Consider the following 26,296-nt stretch of genomic DNA (forward strand, 5'->3'; position numbering starts at 1 on the left):
GAAGGCAATATATTTTGGTAGCTTTATCTGTAGCCAGCTTTTAGAGAATTGGTATAATTTCCGTAAATATATGACTAGTAGTCGAACTCTAGTTTCGGACATTGAAGAGTTCTTCAAGAAACTAGACAAACCAGAGTGGGCTATTCAATAATTTGTATTTCGAGGGTATTTACCTGCTAATCTCAATTCGCTTTGTTCTGTTTGAAGAAGTGGGTTTAGCAGTCACAAGCGATGATCGAGTTGTTTGGCGGTATGCTCAGGATAACCAGATGATTTTAATTACAGCTAATCGAAGCATGAAGGGGAAGGACTCCTTGGAGCAAGTAATGCGCGAGGAAAACACCCCTACATCATTGCCTATTGTCACAATAGGTAATATTGATCAGTTGATGACTGAACCGGACTATTGAGAACGTTGTGTCGATCGCTTGGTTGATATCGTGATTGACATCGAGGATTATCAAGGTGCACGGCGAATTTTCATTCCGTGATAGACATCTCCAAAAATTAAATATGCGTTCGCCAAAACCCTTTGTAGGGGCGAACGGTTGTTCGCCGTTCCTTCATTTTCGGAGATGTCTACTGTTTACTGATAACTGATAACAGCGATCGCAGTTCACACCAAACTAGTCTGGAAGAAACGATTAGCAGGGCGCGCTAATCCGAGATTTTCGCGCAGGGTTTTACCCTCATATTCTTTGCGGAAAATCCCACGCCGTTGGAGTTCTGGCACAACTTTGTCAACAAAATCATTCAGCCCTTCAGGAAGAAAAGGAAACATGATATTGAAACCGTCAGAACCTTCCTGAGTCAGCCATTGCTCCATTTCATCAGCAATGGTTTGGGGTGTGCCGACGAAAGCCAGCCCGCCGTAACTGCCAATGCGTTGCGCCAGTTGTCGAATAGTCAAGTTCTCACGTTGCGCTAAGGCTATTACTCTTTCTCGTGAAGAGTGACCAGCGTTATTCGGTGGGATTTCTGGCAAGGGACCATCTGGATCAAAACCCGAAACATCGTAGCCAAGCGCACTATTGAGGCTGGCGATCCCACTGTCATAATGTACTAGGCTGTCCAAATAAACACGCTTGGCATGTGCCTCGGCGACGGTTTCCCCCACGATGACTAAAGCACCTGGCAGAATTTTTATGCTGTCTGGGTCACGTCCCTTCGCCTGCGCCCGTCCCTTAATGTCTGCAAATAAAGCTTTGCCAGCTTCCAGATTACTAGCAGGTGCAAACACAGCCTCAGCGGTTTCGGCGGCTAATTGCCGTCCGGCTTCGGATGCGCCTGCCTGAACGATTACCGGCCAGCCTTGGACTGGTCTAGCGATGTTCAATGGCCCCCGCACCGAGAGATATTTTCCCTTGTGATTCAGAACGTGAAGCTTTGCAGGGTCGAAATAAATCCCTGCTTCCACGTCCCGAATAAACGCATCGTCAGCAAAGGAATCCCAAAGACCCGTGACAACATCATAAAATTCTCTAGCCCGCCGATAGCGTTCATCATGCTCTACCTCCTCTTGTAATCCAAAGTTGAGCGCTGCGTCTGGATTGGCTGTGGTGACGATGTTCCAGCCAGCACGACCGCCACTAATATGGTCGAGAGACGCGAAGCGGCGAGCGATGTGGTAAGGCTGGTCATAGGTCGTGGAAGCGGTGGCTACTAGCCCGATGTGTTCGGTGACGCTGGCAAGGGCAGAAAGTAGGGTGAAAGGTTCAAAGGATGTGACAGTATGGCTGCGCTTGAGTGCGTTGATTGGCATATCCAGCACCGCTAAATGGTCAGCCATGAAGAATGCGTCAAACTTGCCTTGCTCTAGTTTCTGGATGAATCGTTTCAGCGCTGGGAAGTTGAAATTAGCGTCAGGCAAAGCGCCAGGATAGCGCCAAGCGCCTGTATGTATGCTTACCGGGCGCATAAAAGCACCTAGTTTTAATTGCTTCAATCTGCTCATTAGTCCTCCATATTAAGTTTAAAATACAGGTGCGATCGTCCCCTTGAGGTAGTTGTTGATATAATCCTTCAATTTGGGATCAACAACCAATTGATTTAGTTTTTGGATGTTGGGATCATTTGCTTTTGATTGTACAGTTGCTAAACCCACCGCATAATTTTTGTTAGCTATGGCAATCTCGTCTAACACAATGGGGTTTAAAGATACCTTTACTTGCACAAGGAAGGATGCAGATGTCACAGCTAAATCTAGATCGTCCAACGCTCTAACAATAGCGTAATTGTCTAACTCCTTTTTTGGTTCTCCAGCCAAAGCCCTAGCAATACCTACTCGTTGCTTTTGACCGCCACGTTCTTCTACAGTTTCCATTGTTTTTAGAGCAATTTTGTACAGTTTAGAAAGGAGTTTAGCTGAATCCTGATAGTTTTCTCTAGACCAAGTACCAGCCTTTTCTAACTTTTGTAAAATTGTCTTAAGAATGTCTGGATTATCGCGCACACAATCTGGAGCAGCCTAATATTCGTAATGCAACTCAAATGCTAAAAAGCCTTGCCAATTACGAATGGGTAAATCACCCATATAATCCCAATGCTTCTGCACCTGCTTTTGGATATCCTCTATTGGGTCACGTCCCGATATAGCCTGCGCTCTTAAACGAGTATTTTGAGCGTGTGCGCCATCATCACCGATTTGTCTACTCAAAAATAGCTGTAATTCTGGGTCAGGAAAGGAGTCAATTATCTTAGCGCAGACTTGTACAATAAACAGGTCATGGGCTGCACCAGCTACACGGAAGTGGTAGAAATTCTCTCTTTCCTCATTAGTTTCCGGCGATCTAGGTTCTTGCGATCGCTTTTTCGGAATGTGAGGGGCGTGTTTCTCAAGTAGTTTGTCAAAAATTTCCAGTTCTAAATCAGTAGTCCAAGCTGGACGAGTAAGTATTGCTGTCATAAAGTTTCCTTTGGGTAGTGGAGAACAATTTAATCCAAAATCTAAAATCGCTCGACTGAGCGTAGCCGTACCCCTCCGGGAAAGCAAGCTACGCGTAGCGTTCTGCAGGAAAGTCCAAAATCTAAAATTCTTAGCCTCTAGCCCCTATTTTCAAGTTAGTGTAGGCGCAGCCCGTCGCAGACATCGCTTCACCATCTACCGTTAACGCTCGCACTCTTGGTATGATTTCGGCAGTAAAACGCTCCATTTCTGGGGCAAAAGGCTGGAATTGCAGCATGAAAGTATCAATTCCTACCTTGGTAAATTCAGCAATCCGATTGGCTACAGTTTCATAGCTACCAACTAATCCTGCTGCTGTACCGCCATTGCTCCCCACACCAGGGTACTTAGCCATGTTTTTGAACATAACTACTTCAGAATCTACTCCTTTGAGTAATTCTGAGCGATCGTCTTGTGCTAGTACCATTGCTCTGAGGTTTTGATATTCCGCTTCCGCTTCTTCGTCTGTCGGTCGAGCAATGACAAAAGCCGACATAGCAAAGCCCAAAGGTTGAGAGCGAAACTTAGTTTTTTGAGCAACAGCCGCAATGGTTTCGCGGATGACTTCAATCGGACGACCATTGAGGAAAAATGTATGGGCTTCTTTTGCGGCTAGTTCTTGGGCTGGTTCTGACTCTCCCCCTAAATATACACGCAGATGTGGTTTGGCTATAGGTGGAGGATTGAGCTTCAAATCATTGATCTGAAAATATTCACCGTAGAAGTTGACTTTTTCTCCACTCCATAGGGCTTTTACGACCCTAATCCATTCATCCGAATAGCGATAACGCTCATCGTGAGAAAGGAAGTTTATTCCTGGTTTTTCCATTTCTGGCTTGAACCAGGCACTTACTAAGTTAATCGCAAAACGTCCACCACTGATTGCATCAATACCTAAGGCCATCTTTGCTAAGACGGCAGGATGAAACAGTAATGGCTTAACAGCTGCAATAATCTCGATAGAGTTTGTTGCTTCTGCTAAAGCTGCTGCTGCTGTCCAGGTTTCTAGCTGGTCAAGTTCTTGGTTCCTGGGATTGATGATATGTTGCGCGATTAAAGTTGTGGTAAATCCGCACCTTTGGGCCAACTGGATTAAATTCTTGGCTCGTGAGTAACTAGCATCACGAGGTTCAAGAGGATGGTTCATTACGCCGCAGTTGCCGTAAACAGGAATCCAAATCCCATAGCGTGGTTCAGACATAGCTTTCTAGAACCTTTGTAGTCGGCACTAAAACTTTATTTTTGCACTTAGAATAATCATACGGTAAATTGGTATATTTTCCGTATAATACTATGAGATTTGCATAGAAGATGTCTGAAAAGTAAGAAAGCCCACATAACGGTATCCTGTCAGGAGAAAAAATACTTAGGTATGACAGCGTTATGAGAGCTATGAATCCATCTATCCTGCGTAATCTGACTTTAGAACAGTGGAAAATACTATCAGGACTAATTCCTAAGCCAAAAAGCGGTAGTCGAAAACGTAGTGTCGATATGCAGGCGATAGCCCAAAAAATCTGTTGATTAGCCCCATTTTTATCAGAATTTTAAGTACTGTTGCTTATTGACAAAAGCTCTATAACCTTAACCTCTCACTGATGAGTCTAAGGCGCTACGCGCTACCGCGACTTTGTTGTGCGCGATCGCATAAATTGACGGGTGACAAACACACATCAGTCGATAACCCGCAACTTGGGTTACTATCTATTCACAGCTTATACTGAGAGAGCTTTTTTACCATCCTTCCGACTTTTCAAACAACGTCTGAGTTCTATGTACGTAAGTATCCTTGCTTATCGGCGAACTATCATCTGGAAAAATCTGGAAGACCGCTCTTATGGGTTCCTATCAATGATAATTTTAAGCATTGGGAACCCCTAAAAATCGAAGTTTATGAACGCAGCCGACGACAAAACGATTGTTCGCGAGTATTTCAATTCCACAGGGTTTGACCGTTGGAAGCGAATCTACGGCGATGGCGAAGTCAACAAAGTCCAATTAGACATCCGCAATGGACACCAGCAAACTGTGGATACAGTTCTCGGTTGGCTGAAGGCTGATAACAATTTACCACAGCTATCAATCTGTGATGCTGGGTGTGGTGTCGGTAGTCTCAGCATTCCCCTGGCAGTAGATGGTACCAAAGTCTATGCCACCGATATTTCAGAAAAAATGGTAAAAGAAGGCAGGGATAGAGCAAAGCAAACTTTGGGAAATGCCGAAAATCCCACTTTTGCTGTGCAGGATTTGGAATCATTGAATGGTAGCTACCATACCGTTATTTGCCTAGATGTTCTCATCCATTACCCTCAAGAAAAAGCCGATGAGATGATATCTCACCTCTGTTCTTTGGCACAGTCGCGGATAATTCTCAGTTTTGCGCCGAAGACCTGCGCCTTGAGTATACTCAAGAAAATTGGTAGTTTCTTTCCTGGGCCAAGTAAAGCCACTCGTGCATATTTGCATCGTGAGGCTGATGTGGTGAAAATCTTGGAAAGTAATGGCTTTTCATTGCAACGACGGGCAATGACGAAGACTCGCTTCTATTTTTCTCGCCTACTGGAAGCTACACGCAATTAAGGTTAAAATCGCAGCAAAGGTATAATAAACATCTTGCTGCGATTTGACAATCTCAAACCTGAGATATGGTAGATATTGCCGTTGGCATCAAGCTTTATTTTTTCTCTAAATAATCGTTGTTCTGCTCTGCATAATCATACATTCTTACAAACTAAGCGATCGCAGCTGCTCCCAAGAGAATAGTGAAAGCAAATAACCACATTTACGTTTTATTCAGATAAAACTTCTTCTTTGAAGCTTTAACAGAGGATATCAAACTTCTGGGGATGCTGACTCCAAGGGTTTCATCAGTGTATTTAATTTCTTGTTTATCTAGTTTCTCTAATTCCCTAATTTCATACCATAACAGGTGAGTTGTATTGACCAACCCTAGACTAATTAAGCAATGTAGGCAAAAAAGCCTTGTGCAAAAGCTAAAAAACTGTCGCCGGGAGTAGATTGATATATTGGAAGCTTTGCGAAAGTAAGGTTAAAATCGCAAACAAAGTGTAAATCTGAAGTGAAACTATGAAGACTGCTGAAAAATTAGCTGCCGGTTGGCTATTGACACTCGGATTCATGTTTGTAACTCTATCAGCAACAGCGGCATTAGAAAAATTTGCTACACGTAAAGCCATCATAATACCCACGGGTGAGTATGAGTTTAACGCACCAAATGCTACTTATGAAGATAATAATGCTGCTGTTGGTGGTCTAATTTTTGGTATCCCTACCCTAACACTGGGCACATGGTTAGCATTGGGATTGTACCGTCAAAGTCGGCAGGAGAAAAAGGCAATTAATCAACAAGTTAGCGATCGCCTGCAATCAATTTTTTATGAGATGCTACAAGAAAATCACGGGCGCGTAACTGTTTTAGGTTTTGCCATGCAGTCACAACTACCCGCAGCCCACGCCAGACAATATTTAGATGAAAAAGCTAAAGAATTCAATGCAAACTTTAAGGTGAACGAAGAAGGGGCTGTATCATATCATTTTGATGTCTAATTGTCATTAGTCATTTGTCCTTTGTCTTTGTCATTTGTTATTTGTTATTTGTTATTCACTAATGACTAATGACTAATGACCAATGACCAATGACTACAATACCCAACTTACGGCTAGGTCTAATGACGCAGATTTTTTTGAGCGTAGCTGCCATTTTAGGCGGTTTGTCAGTTGCTGCTGGTGCTTTTGCTTCCCATGCCTTGCAGGAAAAAATTAGTGAGCGATCGCTAGAAATTTTTGAAACTGGCGCTCGTTACCAAATGTATCATGCTCTAGCACTTTTCTTAGTAGCAATACTAATTAGTCGTACCGAGTCTCCTCAACCTACTCTTATCGCCAGTGGATGGCTGTTTATCATTGGCATTGCTATTTTCTCAGGTAGCTTGTACGCCCTTAGCTTAACTGGTATTAAATCCTTGGGAGCGATCGCACCACTAGGCGGCACAGCCTTGATTGCAGGTTGGGGTGCTTTAGCTTTTGCTGCTTGGAATTTGAAGTTGTAAAAAATTTAGAAGTTAGGAGTTAAAAACTCCTAACTCCATTTATTGCAAGCTGAATTTTCTCTTTTTTACAGCGGGTTTTATCTGAATAGACTATATACAAGCTTTTATAAAACCCGTGCAGGCGGGTTTTGTTTCTGTGCAAGATGAAGCGTCATTTATAATCACTAAGTATTTTTTAGAAAGTGGAACACACTCAATATCTTCCAACAAATAGGATTGCCAAATTCATCAAACTTATTTCCGTAATCTTACAGAAGTCATAAATACAAAAAAGCAATACACTGCACAAGTATATTACTAAATAACAGCTAAGAAATTTTACATTTGTAATATTATTCAGACCTATGAAACGGCGCAACCTGCTTTGGTATTCGCTATTAAGTTTTGCAATAGTGATTTTAACCCCACTATAAAACTTTTTGTGGCTCGACTGAGCGCTCACTAAAGGTCTTGTTAGTTGCGAGAGACTTGGATACCTAAAACCTCAAGATGTTAAACTTACCAAGCCCCGTTGGGGCGGGTGTGGGGGTTGCATGGTGGTAGGGGGGGGGATATCTAGCCCCAACCACCCGCATGAGTCTTTAGCCCAGCAAGTCCTTTGGTTTCAATCCAAAGGACTTCACCTTACACCCTTAAATCCCTAATGAATAAAATCCTATTCTTTAAAAAATCGCGATCAAAGAGTTATGAACTCATAATTAATAGCTGTTCAATCTCAGGCGTACCAACAAATTATGTAAATCTGCATTTGCTGAAGCTACTTCAGGTAATGGACTAGATTTATATGCCTCCTGCAATTTATTATGTAAATATTCATATTCTCTTTGATGAAAAGATAGATTAATATCTGACAAAATAGACCTTTCTGCACCTGCTAACTTTTGGGCGATTAAATCAGAAATATATGGTAAATTGAAAATTTAATTTAGCTTAATTAAATTAGCTTCAATTAGCCCTATCTGCATCAGATAGATCCCAGTTAATAGGACTCGATAAACATAAAGTAATGGTTTTATTCGATGAGTATGTTCTTTTTCAAAAAGTTTCCATTGTGTTGCAGCAAAACCAATATAGTGATAGCTATGATGACGGGTAATGCAATTTATAGCAATAAATTTTAATTCCTCATGCTCGGGTAAAGTTGTTAATATCAAAGGTGAGTACAGTTGTTCTAACACATAACCATTCTTTTTCAGTAGCATCAAAAAAAATTTTTGACATCATGAGTGACTAAATCAATCTCTAAAGATTCACGAATTTCTGAAACTTCAATAGTTTTATTCTTAGTCTTTAATCCGACTATTTCTTGAATTGGTAAAATATGCACACCACGCAAGTCATAATCAGAATCAGGTGATGGAAAGCCATATAAGTGGGAACCACTGATGATGGTGAATAAAAGTGGGTAAGGTTGTTGCCCAATAATTGTGTTAAGTGAAAGTGGAATATTCATAATGTGCCGTTTACTTGCTTACCTCGGTTCGCCTATTTCTTTAGAACATCTTAAATAGCATCATTAGTGTGGGAGCAGACTGTGAGATCCAAATTGAGCAAATCTAGTGTGAAAGAGGCTATTTCTCAAGTCTTCGATAAATTTCGCTCGAAAACTTTTGCGCTATTTCAGGATATGGACGAAGCCACATTCTCTAGTCAATCTCATTCTGACTTTAGTCTTGTTGGCTGGTACTTGGGGCATATTGCCTGTATCAAGTCTTTATTGCCGCTAGAACATAGCACTTAGGTGCTTACTTGCGATTATTCTAATGGGAAAATGTCGAAAAATAGCTTTAAAGCTTGAGCTATCTTGCTCAGGCATGATTTTATTAACTATGGCTATGTGTTTCACTGATTGGAGTAAAGGTCTGCTATCAAAGTAACCTATTACGCCAAGCAAACGGAGGTTTCATGTCGATATCTAAAGCTGTTAACAGCAAGGTTACTTCTCAAAGCAGTGTTGAAAAACGCTTGCAGATAGAGCGTTTGGTAGGAGCAACTCAAATAGTTGCACCTAGTGCTGGGAGTGATGTAGTGAAGGGATTAACTCAAACACCTAAATCTCTACCCCCTTGTTACTTTTATGATGACCGTGGTTCCGATCTATTTGAGCAAATCTGTGATTTACCAGAATATTATCTTACACGCACAGAAACAACGATTTTACAGCAGTATGCTGGTGAAATTGCCAAGATAACTGGCGTTTGTGAATTGGTAGAACTTGGCAGTGGTAGTTCTAGTAAAACCCGTATTTTACTAGATGCCTACCAGCAACTAAGCTATCCTTTGCATTACCTACCAATTGATGTATGTGCAGGTATGTTGGAAAGTAGTGCCAAGCAGTTATTAGAAGATTATCCTTTACTCCAAGTTTATGCACTAGCGGGAACCTATGAATTAGCCCTTGCAAAACTCCTACCGACGCAATTACCCAGTCGGATGATTTGTTTTATTGGTAGCAGTTTAGGTAATCTTACCCCTGATGAGTGTGATGTGTTCTTCTCTCAAATTACCAATGCTCTACAAGTAGGTGAGTATTTTTTATTGGGGATAGATTTACGAAAGCCAAAACAGATTTTGGAACCAGCTTATAACGACAGCCAGGGAGTGACAGCTGCATTTAACCTGAATATGCTGGAACATTTAAATCAGCTGTTTGAAGGTAACTTTGACACCACCCAGTTTGAACACCGAGCATTTTACAATGAAAGCGAGCATCAAATAGAAATGCATTTATGCAGCCTGCGATCGCAAATTGTAGAATTACGTGCTCTTAATCTTAAGGTTAATTTTGCACTAGGTGAGACTATCCTCACTGAAATTTCCCGCAAATTTGACCTCAATAATATCAAACAGCAACTAACTGCACAAGGTTTATTACCTCTTCATGTGTGGAGAGATCCAAATCAATGGTTTGGCTTAATGCTCTGTCAGGTGCAAGCATAAAGCAAATCAGAGTATGACTCACATATATAGCGGTTCTCAGTTGAGTCCAATATATATTTAACAAAAACAGCCCTTCCCTACAAGCATTAGGGAATGAAGAGTGCTGAGTATTATAGACCGCCCCTAGTGGGCGGGGTATCAACCTTCTCCCGATTATAAGATTCCGCCCACTAGGGGCGGGGCAAATACCTTAGTGCGAAAGTGCTGTTAGCGGAAGCGGGGCGTTTAGCCCGTACTCTTTTTCTTACTCAGTACTCAGTACTGAGTATGGTAACACTTAAAGCCTCTCTCCTTTTAGGAGAGAGGTTAAAACGTATGAATGGAAATTCCGATCAACCCAAGCAAGTAAACTAAATGTTTAGCCGCTAATTATTGCTGCATCGAAGGTGTGGCAAAAATTCTGCTAAATATAGGAACCCGTGGACGAGGCTTATTTGCTGTTATATTGGCATTAGTAGCAGAAGAGTTATTAGTTGCCTCAGAAAGGAGAGGTGGTTTGCTATTAGTAGAATTGGCAAAATCACTTAATTTTGTAGCCGAAGGTGAACTTGAAGATATGGAACTAACATTCTCAGGATTTTGACTGTTGGTTTTTACCGGAGTTTGAGCTTGACATGGAGTAACGAGGAAAGTTGAACTTGCTCCTAATACCAATATGAGCAAATGAGAAATATATTGTTGCATGGGGATTGGTAAAATGGATTGATAAATATTCAAAGCTTAAAGAAGTTGTGTTTGTTCTCAGTTAGAAATAAAACTGCAATTTTCCAATAGAAATCATGACGCTGTTGTTTAATAAAACTTGAACACAGCGATTTCTAAATGAACAGACTATTAATGCTTAGTACATTAATTCGCTAACAACAATCTAACCTTCCTCAATCAAGGGGAAGCTAAACTCTCTTTTGTAAAAAGAAAGAGAGCAGTTATTTTAAGACTACTGAATCTGCCTGAAAAAGAGTTAGCAAATAGATACACCTGGAATAATTGACGTTTTTTAATCAACTAAGCCAGCACAACTTTTAATATTCTATTTATATTTAACTTGTTAATAAAAGAGGAATGTTACTGAAATTTTTAAAAAACTGATTTATATAAAATTAACTCTCACTCGCATATTTAACTAACTAATACTAATTCTCTGTGAAGCTGCACATTATTTTGACCTAGATTCCAACAGTCAAAGCGATTTAGTGAATTACTTAGGAAATATCTTTTTACCTCAACCTAATCAGGAAGATTAAGCAATGTCTACGCAAGAGGAAAGGGGGCAGGAATTAGGGGGAATTTTAGCATCTTTCTCCCCTTCTCCTTGCTCCCCTACCTCTCTAGTCTGAATTATCAAAAAGCGTTAGAGCTTTGTCCCACACTCAGCACAAAAATTGTGGGTGGGAGCATTTTTGGCATTGCAATGGCTACAATACACTGGCTCGGCTGCCGCTTTCGGTGCTTGCTTCTGTAAGCCGACCATTTGAGCGTTGCTCTTACCAGGGGCTACCATTGGATAGCAGTTTTCGTCTCTGGTGACGTGGACATTTAAGATTACTGGCCCTTTGTGTGCCAGCATTTCGGCGATCGCATCTTTTAATTGACTGCGATCGCTGATTACCATGCCCTTAATCCCATAAGCTTTTGCCAATAACTCTACGTCTGGCATCCCTACTTCCATGTCGGAGCATGAGTAACGCTCACCATAGAAGGCTTGCTGCCACTGGCGCACCATCCCTTGCCAGCCGTTGTTGATAATTATTGTCTTGACATTTATTCCATACTGTGAAATTGTTCCTAGTTCCTGCAAACACATTTGGAAACTAGCATCACCACTGATACAGATGACTTCTTCATCAGGAAACGCCACTTTCGCGCCCATTGCCGCAGGTAAGCCAAAACCCATCGTTCCCAAACCAGCGCTAGAAATCCAGCGCCTTGGGCCATTCTTCAGGAATTGTGCTGCCCACATTTGATGTTGTCCGACATCTGTGGTGTAGAAAGCGTGGGGTGCTTGGCTATTGACTTCTACAATTACTTCTTGGGGTGAAATACTGTCGGAATGCTGCGGCACTATCAGAGGATACTCATCGCGCCAACGGTTAACTAGATTCAGCCACTCTTGGTTTTGATTTGGTGTAGCCTTAATCCCTACTTCTTGGCAGCGACGTAACAAGTCTATTAATACGTTCCGCACATCGCCGACGATGGGCACTTCGGGGACGCGGTTTTTGCCGACTTCTGCCGGATCGATGTCGATGTGAATTACTTTAGCGCGGGAGGCGAATTCGTCTAACTTGCCTGTAACGCGATCATCAAATCTAGCGCCAACGCAAATCAGCAAGTCACAATCACTAACGGCAAAGTTAGCGTAAGCAGTGCCGTGCATCCCCAACATTCCCAAAGCGAGGGGATGATGTTCGTCAAATGCACCGATCCCCATTAAGGTTGTGGTGACAGGGATATCGAATAATTCAGCTAGTTGTTTGATTTCTTCATGGGCACCAGCTGCGATCGCACCACCACCCACATACAATAGCGGACGGCGACTTTCAGTAATCAACTGGATCGCGGCATAAATTTGTCGGGGATTTCCCTTCACCGTGGGACGATAACCGCGTAACTTTACTGAACCTGGTTTTACAGGTATATAGTCAAATTCTTCTAAAGCGACATCTTTGGGGACATCAATCAAAACTGGCCCCGGACGCCCAGTACTAGCGATGTGGAAGGCTTCGGCGACAATTCGCGCCATATCTTTGGGGTCACGCACCACATAAGAGTGCTTGACGATTGGTAGGGTAATCCCGTAAATATCAGTTTCCTGAAACGCATCTGTACCAATCGACGGACGTGCTACCTGTCCTGTAACCACAATCATCGGGATTGAATCCATGTAGGCTGTGGCGATGCCTGTCACCAAGTTAGTTGCTCCTGGGCCAGAAGTACCAAAGCATACTCCTACTTTGCCTGTGGCACGGGCATAACCATCAGCGGCGTGGGCTGCGCCTTGCTCGTGTCTCACGAGAATGTGCTTCATAGCACCAGTTGCTTCCACCTTATATAGGTCGTCGTAAATTGGTAAAATTGCCCCACCAGGATAACCAAAAATATAATCAACGCCGTGGCGAACAAGGCTGTCAAGCAGAGCAAACCCGCCAGATGCACGTTTGGGCACGATTGGTGGGCTAGAAGCACGAGACTGTTTGTGATTCTCGATTTGTGGGAGACTAATTGGGGAAAGCGATCGCACGGTCAAACCTCAGACTATAGCTAAAGTTAATGCTGAATTCTGTAGTTAAGATTTCATTTTAATTGAAAACCTCAATCAAAATCTGATTAATTTTTATATTAAATATAAAGCTAGATTATTAGCTTACATTAGTTAAATTACGTCTTGCAAGACTTTGCGGGTATTTTGCCAAGCCCAAACACCGACAACTACGACAACAACACTCATTGCTACAAGCACAATTCGCAAGCCGAGAGCATCAGTTAAGGGCCCAGTAATGGCCAGAGGTAACGCCAAAGCGATGTTAACGGCATGATTTTGAAAGCCAAATACTTTACCGTGCATGGTAGGTGGTGTTTGCTGTTGAATTAAAGTTTGCATAGGGACACCAATTAAAGCAGCACCTACACCCAAAAATGCACAGAGTCCTAGCGCCAGCAATAAGTTGTGCGTAAAAGTGAATACCCCTAAAACTAGTGCCATCATCAAAAATCCAATTAAAGGTAGGGGCTTGCGATGCAATTTCTCACCCCAGTTACCTAAAATTGCTGCACCAAATACCATACCCACCCCTGCTGCTGCTAAGAAAAAGCCAAACTGTTTTTCTTTTAGACCAAACTCCTCGGCTAACCGAATCGTCAGCACCGTTAAGGCTGCAAACACGCAATATAAAGTTGTCAGTTGCAGCATGGCATTTAAAATCAAAGGATTTTTCTTGAGATAGCGTAGACTCTCGGTGAATTCAGCCCAAGGGTGATTTGATACCCGATGTTCCTTTGGTCGTTTGGGTTCTTTAAACCTTATCGGCTGCATAATTGCAGCTGATAATATGTATAGTCCACCAACCACAAACTCTTGGCCGTATTCTTCTCCCATAAAGCTTTTTGCCAAACTTAAAATCGGCTCTCCTACTGCAAAGCCAACAATTAAAGCTCCCATCATCGTGCTGCTAAACAGCGCATTGGCTGCCAACAAATTCTCTCGCTTCACCAATAAGGGAATGGCTGCTTGCTCGGCTGGTGCAAAAAACTGCGTCACAGTGGAAATGGCAAAGGTCAGGATTAACAAAATCAGGAACTGTCGTGGCAATAAGGGAAGACACAGCGTCAATATTCCCCGCACAATATCTGAGCCAACCATAATCAGCTTTTTTGGCAAGCGGTCAACAAAGATACCACCAGCAGAGCCGAACAAAATTGCTGGGATTGTAAACGACAGCATCAAGGTTGAGTACATCGAGTTTCGTGCCAACCCTGGAAGCGGTGGGTAGTTCTCCAGCAGAGCAATCAGCAAAACGAAGAAGACCTTATCTGCTAACTGGGACAGCAGTTGCCCAATCCACAGGAGCATAAAACCACGGTTTTTTAGCAGTGCGCCAAAGCCGTTATTAACAGCGGCAGGTTCAGTTGGAAACATTTAGATACTTTCTTTGGGTAGATGGGGCATAGGGGCATGGGGCATGGGGCATGGGGATAGGGAATAGGGGGGATAGGGGATAGTTTTTCTTGACTATCTCCTGTCACCTGTAACTTTTTTCCTTCATCACTCCTAACTCCTCACTCCTAACTCCTGTTTACTTACTCCATTGTCCGGATTAATTTGCTTCATAGCGTTTTAACAGCATAAGCAAAAATTCAGCTGCTGTCAGACGACCTTTGGGTGGAATAATCTCAATGGACGAATCTACCCAACAACCTTGTACAGTTTGGGGAGATTTCCAAATGGACAAATGATCAACTGCTGGCTCTGCATAGAAATTATTTTGCCCACTACCTAGCAAACATGAACTCCAATGGGTGAAATAATCATGACTCATCCGATGAATAGGAAAATTTCCCTGTAGTGGTACTCCCCATCCATCTATAGCAATAAACACTTTGACACGACCACCCAAGAGTTGCCACAAATGTGCCGCCCCTATTGCCCCAACTACGCCAGCACTAAAGCTAATAAATATAATTGGTGATTCTAGAGAATCGGTCAAGCGATACCTGCGGTGAGCTACGCTAACGCGCAAAAACTGCAAAATATGCAAGGCTGATAAAACCAAAACGTCTTTACCCGGATAAACCAGTATGTTTGCGCGATTGTGTGCGATCGCGCTATTACCGACTAAATCTAACAATCTTACTCTAAAGCTTTCAGTTAATGCTGGCTCATGAATTCCAGGGCAAACAATTATATTCATCTTTAACATTACCTTTGATTTTTTTACTCTTCCGATATACAGAGCTTTCTCAAAAATCAAGTAATAGTCTTATATATTACCTTATTTTTACTGAAAAGATTATAGCCTTTTCACAGATTTTTCCGAAAGAATACTATTTTAAAAAATATTAATTTAGATTACAAATAATCTTAAGATTAACCTAATCAGTCAAATGTTTATTTTTATAATTAGCTTTGTATTTTTAGTTTTAATTATTTTTATTATTATATATAATAGTTTAATACAGAAAAAAAATCAAGTTAGTAATGCATTTTCTACTGTTGATGTAATTCTGCAAAAAAGAAGCGATTTGATACCTAGACTTGTTACCTTAGCTCAAATATATATGCAATTTGAGCAAAAAACATTAATAGAAATTAGCAGACTCAGAAGTAGAGCAACCTCAAAGAGTTTAAGCGACAATAGCCGAGTTGCTGTAGAAGACCAAATTTCGAGAATGTTAAGCAAAATTATAGTAATAGTTGAAATATATCCCGAATTAAAAACAAACGACCATTTTATCAAATTACAATATTCCTTAAGTGAAGTAGAAGAACAACTTTCCGCCGCTAGAAGATTTTATAACTCTGCCGTAACTGAATATAATAACGCCGTAGAAATGTTTCCGACAAATATTATAGCTTCGTGGATGAAATATCAATTAAAATTACCGTTTCAAGCTCATCTACAAGCAAGAAATAATGTAAATATTGAAATAAACCATAAATCATTTTAAAAAATATGCCAAAATTTAGTTCCGCACACAATCAAAAATTATTAAATGGAATAGCTAAACTATTAGCATACAAAAACTATAAGTTGGCACTTCAGGGCTTGGAAAGTTTTTTCCAAAATAATGCAGAAACAAATACAAAAGAATATTTATATGCACGAGTATTGCTTTTAGACGCATACCTCTACAATGGATGCTTTGATAAAGCAATTAACTTATGCCAAGAATTGAGCAATAGTAAACATCAAACGACTCAGATATTAGCACAATACTATCTTGCCGAAATCTTTTCAGAAGCTAAACCTACAGCACAAAAATCATCACTCAATTCAACTAAAAGTTCACTCACGCCTGCACAGGCAACTGAACTGATAAACACTGGGTATGAAGCTATTACTAAAAAACGTTATCAAAAAGCAATCCAAGCATTAAAGATTTTTTGTCAAGCTGCTTCTCCGGCTACGAAACACTATTTGCTAGCACATAAATGGCTGATAAAAGCATATCAAGAAAATGGGCAAATTAATCAAGCGATCGCTCTTTGTCAGCAACTCCTGATTAATCAAGACGAAGCAACGAGAAAATGGGCAAGGCAACTTTTATTTACAGAGCTATTTACAGATAATATTGATGTGTCTGCGACTCCACTAAACCCCAATGAATCAGAAGTTAAGCTACAACCAGCAAGTGAAAACTTGCCAGAAGAACCCGAATCAGTTATTGAAAAATTTACACCAAAAACATTAAAAGAATTCAAAGTATTTTGTCAGAAAAATTTCTTGAGCGAATTAAAAGTATTTGAATCTCGTAGGAAACCAGCTTTATTATCTATTGTCACTATTCATCTACTTTGTTTATTTGTTTTAATTATAACGTTCAAATTTCTCTCCATGATATCTTTTGATGTCAAAGATTATATTTATATTGAAGAACCTTCATTGTTTGAAAGTCACCCTACACCAATAGCCGTAGTATTTATATGTGTACTTATAAATTTTCTTTTTTCATTTTTAAATTATTTATTAGCCTTTTTATTGTTTTTTTGGATTTGGATATTTTTTTACTCAACAATTTTTCAAGGCTTTTCCGCAGGTTTTACATACAAAATATCTGAAAAAGTATTTACTTTTGTAAATCACAATAAGAATTTCAACTATCTTAGTTCTTGCTCAAAAGAAGATATTGAAAACAATATCAGTTCTTTTAAACATAGCCAACTATTTAAAGGACTTCTCAACCCAAATAATATTGAACATGATATTTATATTTATGGTAAAATCAATGGTCTTGATATCTGTTTCTCAAATATTCGTGCACAATTAGAATTAAAACATGATTGGACTAATTTTTTAGATATTATCTTTTTTATGAGTAGGAGATATGAAACAATAATTCAATCTAATATAGTTTATATATTTGTACTTTAAGTTTTACGTATTATATCATTATATATTTTTATTTTGCCATTTACATTTAGCGCTTTAACATTCAGATTTGTAAAAATGATTCCATATATAATTAATCATATTTTGCGCGTTAGAAAAATTGGATATAAAAAATTTGAATCTGAAGTTATAAAAAATCAATTTACCCGAACAAGTCTAATCTTTAAAGGATTATGTTTTAAAGCTAAGTTTAACAAAAATCTGCGAACTGTTACAATCGTTCAACCAAAAGTTATTAACGCTAATATTCATGCTCTTAATCATGCTAAAAAACAAGTAATTAAATTAGAAGATCCAGAATTTGCTAAATTTTTCACTGTTTATGGTGATGACCAAATAGAAGCACGCTATGTCTTATCTACTAGTTTAATAGTTAACTTTCGCAAGAAAACCAATAGAAATATTTATATTTCCTTTGTTGATGACATGATATACATAGCCATTGAAGAAGCAGTAGAAAATAATATATTTTATCCTAATCTATATAAAAGTGTGTTGAGCTTTGCACCTTTAAGAGAATATTTTGAAACTCTCAACTTGATGTTGGGAATTGTTGAAGACTTAAATCTGGATAAACGCATTTAGCAAAAACCTGCACCAAATTAATTTCACTGAAAACGCGGCTTTTTGGGATCTTAAGCACTTTCGCAATTCCAGCAACATAGCAGATGCCCAATGCCCTACGTAAGTTTTGTATGTCTTTTGATGTATTATCTTGATTTTCCCACCTATCCTATCCCCCTGGATGGGATAATTAAGTTATAAGTGGGGAAAATGTACAAACTATTCCCTAACTTTATATCTCTTTGCACTCTGGTTATATTGAGGAACTAATTGTGGTTGCCACGCCGGAAAAAGTACAACACACCCACGAGCATCTATCAGGTAAAGACCGTGTAGCCGTATTGCTTATGGGCTACGGCGAAGTCGAAAGCTACGAAGATTTCGCCAACTATAACGAACAGGCTTTAAATCTACTGACAGCAAAATTCGCACCAGTACCAACCTGGATTTATCCCCCTCTGGCAAAGCTTTTGGCGCTATTTGACCGCCACGAGTGGGGACACACACACCACGATTTTATCTCCCCACACAATGCCATCTTTGAACAGCAACGGGTTGGGATCGAGAAGAATTTACAAGAAAAATGGGGCGATAAGGTTCAAGTTTTCAAGGCTTTCAACTTCTGCGCTCCTTTTCTACCCAATCAAGTCTTGGCAGAAATCAAAAACCAAGGCTTCGAGAAACTGCTAATTTACCCACTGCTGGTTGTTGATTCTATCTTTACTAGTGGTATTGCGATCGAGCAAGTTAACAATGCTCTGGTTGAGTTGACTGATGGTGAAGAACACTGGGTTAAAGCACAGCGCTACATTCCTTCTTTCTTCAACGAACCAGCCTATATCGATTTAATGGCTCATCTGGTTGAAGAAAAAATTACTGCTGATTTAGCCGCAGCCTACCTACCTTCTCAAATCGGCATTGTGCTAATGAATCACGGTTGTCCCCATAAAGCTAAAGGCTTTACTTCTGGGATTGCTGAAAGTGAAGCAATGTACGATTTAGTTCGGGATAAGTTGATTAACCGCTATCCCTTAATCTCCGTGGGTTGGCTCAATCATGATACGCCTTTAATTGATTGGACACAGCCAAATGCCGAGCAAGCTGCAAATAACCTGATTCAATTAGGTGCAAAAGTGCTAATTTTTATGCCAATTGGCTTTGCCACAGAAAACCACGAAACTTTATTGGATGTACACCATATCATCCATGCTTTGGAAAAACAGCATCCTGGTACGAACTATGTGCAAATGGCTTGTGTCAACGACCATCCAGAATTTTTGGCTATGGCAGCCCAATGGGCTGATGGTCATATTGCACAGCTGTTGTCAGACCAAACTTTGGCAGTTAATCCCCAACTAGCTGGGCATCATCACCACCACCATCATTAAGTTTTGTAGAGTAGGCAAAGCTTTGCCCACCTTACATTTATGGTGTATTCAGTTGACACTCCCACGCTTCAAGGCGTGGGATTTTTGCTCTAAAACTGCGCTTTCTCTTTACCTTGCTTAGGTCTTACATCTTCAAATCGCACCGTTGCAGACGCCTCCTCAAGCTTAAATTTCCGTCTGCCCCACCTAGTAACATATAACTAGTTTTTTTAATACTGCTGTAGTAACAATCGTTCATCAGTATCCAACGCTGCTAGGGGATTTTCTGGGTCTATCCATGAAACCTGGGCTTCTAGCTTGTCACAACAAGAGCGCACTAAATCCAAACCGGCATCTAATGGAAGTTGAGCAGTTGTCTGTGTAAACTCTTGCAATATCCCAGCTTCTATCGTTTGATAGCGATCGAGGTGTTTGCTCAATTTGAAGAGAAAATTTGCACCTTCGCCACCCTCTGCGCTGGCAAACTGCAAAATTGAATCGACGTAAGCCCTAACTTTGGGATTTTTAACTCCCTCTGTAGCTGAGGTATAGAGCAGTTCACCATTTAGATATTCAAAATCTGGTACATACAGACTAGAGCCAACTAGTTCAAATATCTGCATTTCTTTAGCTGGTCTAACCGTTAACTTCTCCCGCCTGACTCGATTAGCTGCCTTCTCAAGCAATGTAATTACAGCTAAAGTTACCGATGGATAGTTACTATCTATACATCTAATTTCAACAGTGCCGAGTTTGTTGAGTCTAATTGGATTCCAAGCTGACTTGAGTAAGCTGACTTCTGCTTCTAATATCAGGTTTGGTTCAATTCCGGCTTTTTCCATCGCTTGCAACCAAGCATAGTAACGAGCAAAGTGCTCTTCAACTAAACCCTCTACATTTAATGCATAAGGCATGAGTCCGCCGACAGACTGTAAATGAGTGTAAACTCCTTCCCAGCCAAAGGTTTCACTACCTCGATAACGAATTGTGTGCGCGGCTAGCCCGATCGCCTGTCCTTCATAATAGGGACACGCCCGCGTCAGGGAAATGAGTGCTGAGTCGCAAGCTGTAGCTAAATTATAGATATTTAGTAGTTCTTCTCGCTCTGCTGATGTCGAGTTGTAGGAGACTACAACATTAGGGTCAATTACCCCAGGCGGGACTTCCAAATGCAGGTGTGTACCTGTACATTTGGCGGCGTGCAAGAATTTATCATAGCCGACAGTCCGCGCTTGGATATGGTAATTAGGGTGATCGCGCATAACTGGTGTAATATGCAAAGGGTAGCTAGACAGAGGGTAAAGGCGTAAACCCATCTGTTGCGCCACACAAAGCGCCAATTTGAGATTTTTGAGATAAACTTTTGCTAGTTCTGTACCAGTGTCGGCAGGAGGTGTGTTAATTTCTACCATGCTTTTGACAAACTCTGGCACAAAGTACTTTGGGTCTAAACCTTGTGTTTGCGCCATTAAGTGACAATCTTTCAAAAACTCATCGGCGCGATCGCTTAAGTTACCAGCCTCATCTACCAGAAAAAATTCTTGCTCAAGACCGATACGACGCTTTACTACATTCATCAAAACCTCCGCAAGGGTAATCCCGCCACCATCCGTACACAAATAACAAATTTAGACTCGCCCACAAACTGAATAGAAACCATCCAGTTACCTAGATATCCATTGCATACTGGCTCTGTTTGAGGCAATCCGATTGCATTACCGTCAATAGGAGGCTATCAGGCGTAGAACTTGCCAGCATTTTCTAGAACCTTGCCACAAGAAAACTGCCTCAATCCTTTCTCGGCTTGAGGGATTGACTATGGTAGTGTGTCCAGAATCTCTTGTTATAAATCTACATTAGTAGTAGTGGACACACAATCAAACTGTGTTTCCCGCGGATTTAACCAAGAGGAGAAAATCATATCATGTCCCTCGTCAGGTTCACAAACTAATATACTTGCTCTCGGTTTTTCTTTGTTTAAAATCTACCAATCTGAGTAATTTAGATCAGTTGCGTCAAATTTACCAGTTAGCACTACCTGAGACACAGCCATTCACTGTAGATCCCCTTACACCCTCTCAGAGAGCCATATTAAAGAGTTTGCCCTTTATATAGCATAGCTTGCCTTCAGGACTGAAAGCACCCCAAGCTAGTGCGATCGCAATTTGTTCCGGAATTACCTAACCGTGTACCCAACGAATAATTACCCGTAGGTCATTTAAAGCATTACTATTAGACTATTAATCCCCAACTAGCTGGGAATCACCACCACAATTAAGTTGAGTAGGGTGGGTCAAGCTTTGCCCACCCTACTAACTAATTTACGCCCCGCAGCTTGCGAGTATTCTCAACTAAACTCTGAGCAAATTGATCGAATCTTTGAGAGAGCTTTTCATCTACTAGTTTGCCTTCAGGACTGAAAGCACCCCAAGCTTGTCCGATCGCAATTTGTTCAGGGATAGACCAACAATGTACCCATCTGGTAATTAACCGTAGTTCGTTTAGAGCGTTGCTATTAGACTGACCACCCAAAACACTAATAAATCCTGCTACTTTATCAGATAGTTGATCAAAGCTCATTAAGTCCAGAGCATTTTTCAGGACACCACTAACGCCACCATGATACTCAGGTGTCGCTAAAATTAATCCATCAGCCTGACTAACTGTATCTTGCAACCGCTGAACATCTGGATACTCTGGATACTCCTTTGCGCCAGTGCAAAATGGTAGCTGCAATTGCCGTAAATCGAGAATTTCTACCTCTGCACCTACAGCTTCAACCCTTTGCGCTGCGACTTCTAAAGCAACCTGGGTATAAGAATTGGGCCTTAAACTACCACCAATGCCAATAATTTTCACCATAATTAACCTATAAACTACTAACTAGCTACTATTATCAGATTTCTTAAAAAGCGGAATCGTTATGACTATGTTTATCTTAGCGATTTGTGCCAGAATGTGTCAAATTAATATCTACTGGGGAGCAAGGGAGCAGGGGAGCAGAGGAGAAGTTGCAGTAAGTTTTTCCCCTGTGCCCCTTTGCGCTTCTGCCTCTTGTGCCCAATGCCCAGTCTTAACAGCTGCATAAATCTAGATAACCCTCGCTCAACTTTATGTAATAGCCTGAAGAAACTTGGGAATGCTTTTGTGTGGAAGTTAGACTAGATAAGAAAAGTGTAATTTCCAGTTATTACAATTTTTGATAGAAGAATAGGCATAAAACCAGCGCTTAACTTGTGCCAGCAGACAAAGGGTAATTATTATGACAAATTTGGGAAAAAAAGCATTGATAAAAAGGCAGTCCTCAAAGCGCGTTGCTTGGTTTGGTGGAATCGCTGCTAGTCTGATTATGTTGCCAGGAATTTTCGGAAGTACTCCTGTCATGGCACAAAAAGCAGAAACCACCTCCCTAAATTATGGTGACTTGATCGAGAAAGTGAAGGCGGGAGAAGTCGAGAAAGTAGAGCTTGACGAAACCGAACAGCTAGCAAAGGTTTATCTCAAGGGGCAAAAAGATAATACACCACCGCAACAGGTGAGACTTTTGGCGCAAAACACAGAATTAGTCAACATTCTCAAAGACAAAAATGTTGATTTTGGCGAAGTTTCCTCCGCTAACAGTCGAGCTGCTGTTGGACTGTTGATTAATTTGATGTGGATTTTGCCACTGGTAGCTTTAATGCTATTGTTCCTCCGGCGCTCTACTAATGCTTCTAGCCAAGCGATGAATTTCGGCAAATCCAAAGCTCGCTTCCAAATGGAGGCAAAAACTGGAGTGAAATTTGAAGATGTCGCCGGGGTTGAAGAAGCTAAAGAAGAACTCGAAGAAGTTGTGACTTTCCTGAAACAGCCGGAAAGATTTACTGCTGTAGGCGCACGGATTCCCAAAGGTGTGCTGTTAATTGGCCCCCCTGGTACTGGTAAAACTTTACTAGCAAAAGCGATCGCAGGTGAAGCAGGTGTACCATTCTTCAGTATTTCCGGTTCAGAATTTGTGGAAATGTTCGTAGGTGTGGGTGCATCTCGCGTGCGCGACCTCTTCAAGAAAGCCAAAGATAATGCCCCTTGTTTAATATTTATCGATGAAATTGACGCAGTAGGTAGACAACGGGGTGCTGGTATCGGTGGCGGTAACGATGAGCGCGAACAAACCCTCAACCAACTGCTCACCGAAATGGATGGTTTTGAAGGTAACACAGGGATCATTATTATTGCAGCCACTAACCGCCCAGATGTTTTAGATACAGCGTTGCTCAGACCAGGACGCTTTGACAGACAAGTGATGGTCGATCCACCCGATCTCAAAGGGCGACTGGAAATTTTGAAAGTCCACGCGCGCAATAAGAAAATCGATCCTAGCGTATCATTAGAAGCGATCGCTCGCCGCACCCCTGGTTTTACTGGCGCAGACTTAGCTAACTTACTCAACGAAGCCGCTATTCTCACCGCTAGAAGACGTAAAGAAGCTGTCACCCTTTTAGAAATTGATGCTGCTGTAGACCGAGTTGTTGCAGGTATGGAAGGTACCGCCTTAGTAGACAGCAAGAGCAAGCGCTTGATTGCCTATCATGAAGTTGGACACGCTTTAGTAGGCACATTGCTCAAAGACCACGATCCTGTGCAGAAAGTTACATTAATTCCACGGGGACAAGCACTCGGATTAACTTGGTTTACTCCCAACGAAGAACAGGGATTAATTTCCCGTTCCCAACTCAAATCGAGAATTACTGCTACTTTGGGTGGTCGCGCCGCCGAGGAAATTGTTTTTGGGAAGCCAGAAGTGACCACGGGTGCAAGCAATGACTTGCAACACGTGACAGGGATGGCGCGGCAGATGGTGACACGCTTCGGAATGTCAGAATTAGGGCCATTGTCACTAGAAAATCAGAGTGGAGAGGTATTTTTAGGACGCGACTGGATGAATAAATCAGACTATTCTGAGGAAATTGCTGCCAAAATTGATTCACAAGTGCGTGAAATTGTTAGCAATTCCTACATTAAGGCCAAAGAACTATTGGAAGAGAACCGCATAGTTTTGGAGCGTTTAGTAGATTTGCTAGCAGAACAGGAAACAATTGAAGGTGATGTATTCCGCAAAATTGTTGCCGCTCATGTTCAAGTAGCCGACGAACAATTGGCTGTACCTCATTAAAAATATGAGTGGGAAATAATGTAGAGACATAGCACTGCTAAGTCTCTACAAGAGTTCTGGATAATGCATCTTTAATTTCACCAGATGTCTATTAAGTAATAGGCAAAAGCTAATAGTCTATCAACTAACTTTAGACTACTGAAAATTCAAAGGTTAAGATTCCCGACTTCTTAAAAAAGTTGGGAATTTTGTTGTAAAAAAATTACAATCTTACCTCAGCCTTATCAGAAAGTAGCACAGATAAAGTCTTGTCACTGTAAAGCTTGAGCTATTGTATTATATATACCCAAACAATGTACTACAAGCAAACATAAACATCATGAAATATAGATTGTGGGCAAGTTATCTGCTTGCTGCTTTAGCATTTCTGCCCTTTGAGCCTGTAAGCATTACTCAGGTTTTAGCAACAGAGTCAGTTTACCAACTGGCACAAGCAAAATCTGCTTACACCCAATATATGCAGCTTGGTTATAATGAAACCAAACGGAGAAACTATAGAAAAGCTTTATTGAATTTTCAGCAAGCAGAACGGCTACGTCCTGGAGATAGATATGCTACTGCTGCAATTAGAAATGTTACAGGTTATATTCAACGCGGTAGCAGTAGAAATCGTATCGCCTTTGTCCCAGGTAGACCTGGTAGGGTAAGGTCAGCAGGAACACGGGGAAGTTGCTTTCAAACTGGACAAGATATTATTCCGCTAACACCAACAGATAAAGAAGCTCAACAAACCACAGCAGAGCATCCTACATTCTTTTTCTACGTTCCTCAAACCTCTACAACAGTGCAAGCACTAGAATTTGTTTTGCGGGAAGGTAATAGCATTGACCCATTGTATAAAGGAACTTTCAAACCTGTTGGGCAAAATGGTATTGTTAGTATAAATGTACCCGTCGATCAGCCATCTTTACAAATCGGTAAAGAATATAATTGGACTTTTTCGATGATTTGCGATCCTAATAATCGCGATAAAGACTCTTATGTAGAAGGTACAATTGTGCGATCGCAAGATGAAAACTTGTCTCTTCAGCTAAATCAACCAAACACAGACTTAGATCGGGCAGTTTTATTTGCAACCGCTGGATTTTGGGAGGATTCTCTAAGAACTTTAGCTAATTTACGCCGCCAGCGTCCTAATGATCCCGAAGTTCAGAAATATTGGGAAGATTTGTTAAATTCAGTAGAGATAAAAGAAATTGTAAACAAGCCTTTATTGCCCTGTTGTACTGCTCAGAAATAAATTAATAATTACTTAAAAACCCGGTTTTGATAGAAAAGCCGGGTTTTTTACCCTTGAATTTAAGATTAACCGTTCGTAAATATCTACCCAAGCTTAACCTATACAAAGCCGAGTTTGATGCAGCAATACAGTTCAGTTAAAGTCGCTTGACATTACTTTGTAGTGCGTAGGCGTAGCCCGTCGTAGACATCGCAAACTGTCCCCATAAGAATTGCTTGGTGCAGATAGCATTAATTATCGCTAATTACTGCTGGAAGTCAACTTGCTAGAGAAACAGGAAGTGCCAGCGCAACAAAAAGCGATGAGTGCGATCAGCTGATTTAACGTTGAAAGCAGCATTTTTTTACCGCCCAGTGGGTCAAAAAACTAACAATACAAAAATACTATTAAGAATGAATGAGTTGGAAGATAT

21 protein-coding genes and 2 pseudogenes are annotated in these 26,296 nt (G+C 41.0%); 12 read left to right on the forward strand and 11 right to left on the reverse strand.

The window, feature by feature from the left end:
- Positions 1 to 176: 176 nt before the first annotated feature.
- Positions 177 to 491: pseudogene (locus tag HWQ58_RS01795) on the forward strand (DUF5615 family PIN-like protein); the annotation flags it as partial.
- 125 nt (positions 492 to 616) lie between these two features.
- Here the strand turns inward: HWQ58_RS01795 and HWQ58_RS01800 are convergent.
- The 4 genes from HWQ58_RS01800 to HWQ58_RS01815 form a co-directional block, all read right to left on the reverse strand.
- A complete protein-coding gene (locus HWQ58_RS01800; protein WP_292856985.1) occupies positions 617 to 1,954 on the reverse strand; it encodes an LLM class flavin-dependent oxidoreductase in 1,338 nt (445 codons plus the stop codon).
- 18 nt (positions 1,955 to 1,972) lie between these two features.
- Positions 1,973 to 2,452: a MetQ/NlpA family ABC transporter substrate-binding protein gene (locus HWQ58_RS01805; protein WP_292856987.1), complete on the reverse strand. Its 480-nt coding sequence runs from the start codon at positions 2,450 to 2,452 to the stop codon at positions 1,973 to 1,975.
- 15 nt (positions 2,453 to 2,467) lie between these two features.
- Positions 2,468 to 2,905, reverse strand: coding sequence for a hypothetical protein (locus tag HWQ58_RS01810; protein ID WP_292856989.1), 438 nt, complete (start codon positions 2,903 to 2,905; stop codon positions 2,468 to 2,470).
- A 130-nt stretch (positions 2,906 to 3,035) separates the two neighbouring features.
- Positions 3,036 to 4,145: an LLM class flavin-dependent oxidoreductase gene (locus HWQ58_RS01815; RefSeq protein WP_292856991.1), complete on the reverse strand. Its 1,110-nt coding sequence runs from the start codon at positions 4,143 to 4,145 to the stop codon at positions 3,036 to 3,038.
- A gap of 692 nt (positions 4,146 to 4,837) precedes the next feature.
- On the opposite strand from HWQ58_RS01815, the gene bchM reads away from it, so the two are divergent.
- From bchM to HWQ58_RS01830, 3 genes are all read left to right on the forward strand, one after another.
- Positions 4,838 to 5,524 (forward strand): magnesium protoporphyrin IX methyltransferase, encoded by a 687-nt coding sequence (gene bchM, locus HWQ58_RS01820; protein WP_292856992.1) that lies wholly within the window; start codon positions 4,838 to 4,840, stop codon positions 5,522 to 5,524.
- Positions 5,525 to 6,031: 507 nt separating this feature from the next.
- Positions 6,032 to 6,511: a hypothetical protein gene (locus HWQ58_RS01825; protein ID WP_292856993.1), complete on the forward strand. Its 480-nt coding sequence runs from the start codon at positions 6,032 to 6,034 to the stop codon at positions 6,509 to 6,511.
- 122 nt (positions 6,512 to 6,633) lie between these two features.
- Entirely contained in the window at positions 6,634 to 7,014 is a 381-nt protein-coding gene (locus tag HWQ58_RS01830; protein WP_292857083.1) for a DUF423 domain-containing protein, read from the forward strand.
- A gap of 920 nt (positions 7,015 to 7,934) precedes the next feature.
- Here HWQ58_RS01830 and HWQ58_RS38300 read toward each other — a convergent pair.
- A pseudogene (locus tag HWQ58_RS38300) lies at positions 7,935 to 8,467 on the reverse strand (nucleotidyltransferase domain-containing protein).
- 81 nt (positions 8,468 to 8,548) lie between these two features.
- On the opposite strand from HWQ58_RS38300, the gene HWQ58_RS01845 reads away from it, so the two are divergent.
- Complete coding sequence (locus HWQ58_RS01845) at positions 8,549 to 8,755, forward strand: hypothetical protein (RefSeq protein WP_292856998.1); 207 nt, start codon at positions 8,549 to 8,551, stop codon at positions 8,753 to 8,755.
- 164 nt (positions 8,756 to 8,919) lie between these two features.
- The gene (egtD, locus tag HWQ58_RS01850) at positions 8,920 to 9,954 is read left to right on the forward strand and encodes an L-histidine N(alpha)-methyltransferase (protein WP_292856999.1); all 1,035 of its coding nucleotides are present in this window, start codon (positions 8,920 to 8,922) and stop codon (positions 9,952 to 9,954) included.
- Positions 9,955 to 10,323: 369 nt separating this feature from the next.
- Here the strand turns inward: egtD and HWQ58_RS01855 are convergent, their stop codons facing one another.
- From HWQ58_RS01855 to HWQ58_RS01870, 4 genes are all read right to left on the reverse strand, one after another.
- Entirely contained in the window at positions 10,324 to 10,638 is a 315-nt protein-coding gene (locus HWQ58_RS01855; RefSeq protein WP_292857001.1) for a hypothetical protein, read from the reverse strand.
- Between the two features lie 667 nt (positions 10,639 to 11,305).
- Positions 11,306 to 13,201, reverse strand: a complete 1,896-nt coding sequence (ilvB, locus tag HWQ58_RS01860) for a biosynthetic-type acetolactate synthase large subunit (protein WP_292857003.1) — start codon at positions 13,199 to 13,201, stop codon at positions 11,306 to 11,308.
- Between the two features lie 126 nt (positions 13,202 to 13,327).
- A complete protein-coding gene (locus HWQ58_RS01865; RefSeq protein WP_292857005.1) occupies positions 13,328 to 14,590 on the reverse strand; it encodes an MFS transporter in 1,263 nt (420 codons plus the stop codon).
- A 178-nt stretch (positions 14,591 to 14,768) separates the two neighbouring features.
- Complete coding sequence (locus HWQ58_RS01870; RefSeq protein WP_292857007.1) at positions 14,769 to 15,362, reverse strand: hypothetical protein; 594 nt, start codon at positions 15,360 to 15,362, stop codon at positions 14,769 to 14,771.
- Positions 15,363 to 15,555: 193 nt separating this feature from the next.
- On the opposite strand from HWQ58_RS01870, the gene HWQ58_RS01875 reads away from it, so the two are divergent.
- The 4 genes from HWQ58_RS01875 (at position 15,556) to HWQ58_RS01890 (ending at position 19,513) form a co-directional block, all read left to right on the forward strand.
- Positions 15,556 to 16,119 (forward strand): LemA family protein, encoded by a 564-nt coding sequence (locus tag HWQ58_RS01875; RefSeq protein ID WP_292857009.1) that lies wholly within the window; start codon positions 15,556 to 15,558, stop codon positions 16,117 to 16,119.
- Positions 16,120 to 16,124: 5 nt separating this feature from the next.
- On the forward strand, positions 16,125 to 17,543 hold the full coding sequence (locus HWQ58_RS01880; protein WP_292857011.1) for a hypothetical protein: 1,419 nt from the start codon (positions 16,125 to 16,127) through the stop codon (positions 17,541 to 17,543).
- Between the two features lie 75 nt (positions 17,544 to 17,618).
- On the forward strand, positions 17,619 to 18,146 hold the full coding sequence (locus HWQ58_RS01885; RefSeq protein ID WP_292857013.1) for a DUF3137 domain-containing protein: 528 nt from the start codon (positions 17,619 to 17,621) through the stop codon (positions 18,144 to 18,146).
- 251 nt (positions 18,147 to 18,397) lie between these two features.
- Positions 18,398 to 19,513 (forward strand): ferrochelatase, encoded by a 1,116-nt coding sequence (locus tag HWQ58_RS01890; RefSeq protein WP_292857015.1) that lies wholly within the window; start codon positions 18,398 to 18,400, stop codon positions 19,511 to 19,513.
- Between the two features lie 209 nt (positions 19,514 to 19,722).
- Here HWQ58_RS01890 and HWQ58_RS01895 read toward each other — a convergent pair whose 3' ends face one another.
- Together HWQ58_RS01895 and HWQ58_RS01900 are read right to left on the reverse strand one after the other, a co-directional pair.
- Positions 19,723 to 21,069, reverse strand: coding sequence for a glutamate-cysteine ligase family protein (locus HWQ58_RS01895; protein WP_292857017.1), 1,347 nt, complete (start codon positions 21,067 to 21,069; stop codon positions 19,723 to 19,725).
- A gap of 739 nt (positions 21,070 to 21,808) precedes the next feature.
- Positions 21,809 to 22,354, reverse strand: coding sequence for an NADPH-dependent FMN reductase (locus HWQ58_RS01900; protein ID WP_292857019.1), 546 nt, complete (start codon positions 22,352 to 22,354; stop codon positions 21,809 to 21,811).
- 400 nt (positions 22,355 to 22,754) lie between these two features.
- Between HWQ58_RS01900 and ftsH the strand changes: the two genes are divergently transcribed.
- Together ftsH and HWQ58_RS01910 are read left to right on the forward strand one after the other, a co-directional pair.
- Positions 22,755 to 24,644: an ATP-dependent zinc metalloprotease FtsH gene (ftsH, locus tag HWQ58_RS01905; protein WP_292857021.1), complete on the forward strand. Its 1,890-nt coding sequence runs from the start codon at positions 22,755 to 22,757 to the stop codon at positions 24,642 to 24,644.
- Between the two features lie 319 nt (positions 24,645 to 24,963).
- Positions 24,964 to 25,884 carry a DUF928 domain-containing protein gene (locus HWQ58_RS01910; RefSeq protein WP_292857023.1) on the forward strand — a complete coding sequence of 307 codons (921 nt, stop codon included), beginning with the start codon at positions 24,964 to 24,966 and terminating at the stop codon, positions 25,882 to 25,884.
- Positions 25,885 to 26,296: the final 412 nt, after the last annotated feature.

This window comes from Nostoc sp. LPT (assembly GCF_017115165.1).
Taxonomy (GTDB): Bacteria; Cyanobacteriota; Cyanobacteriia; order Cyanobacteriales; family Nostocaceae; genus Nostoc.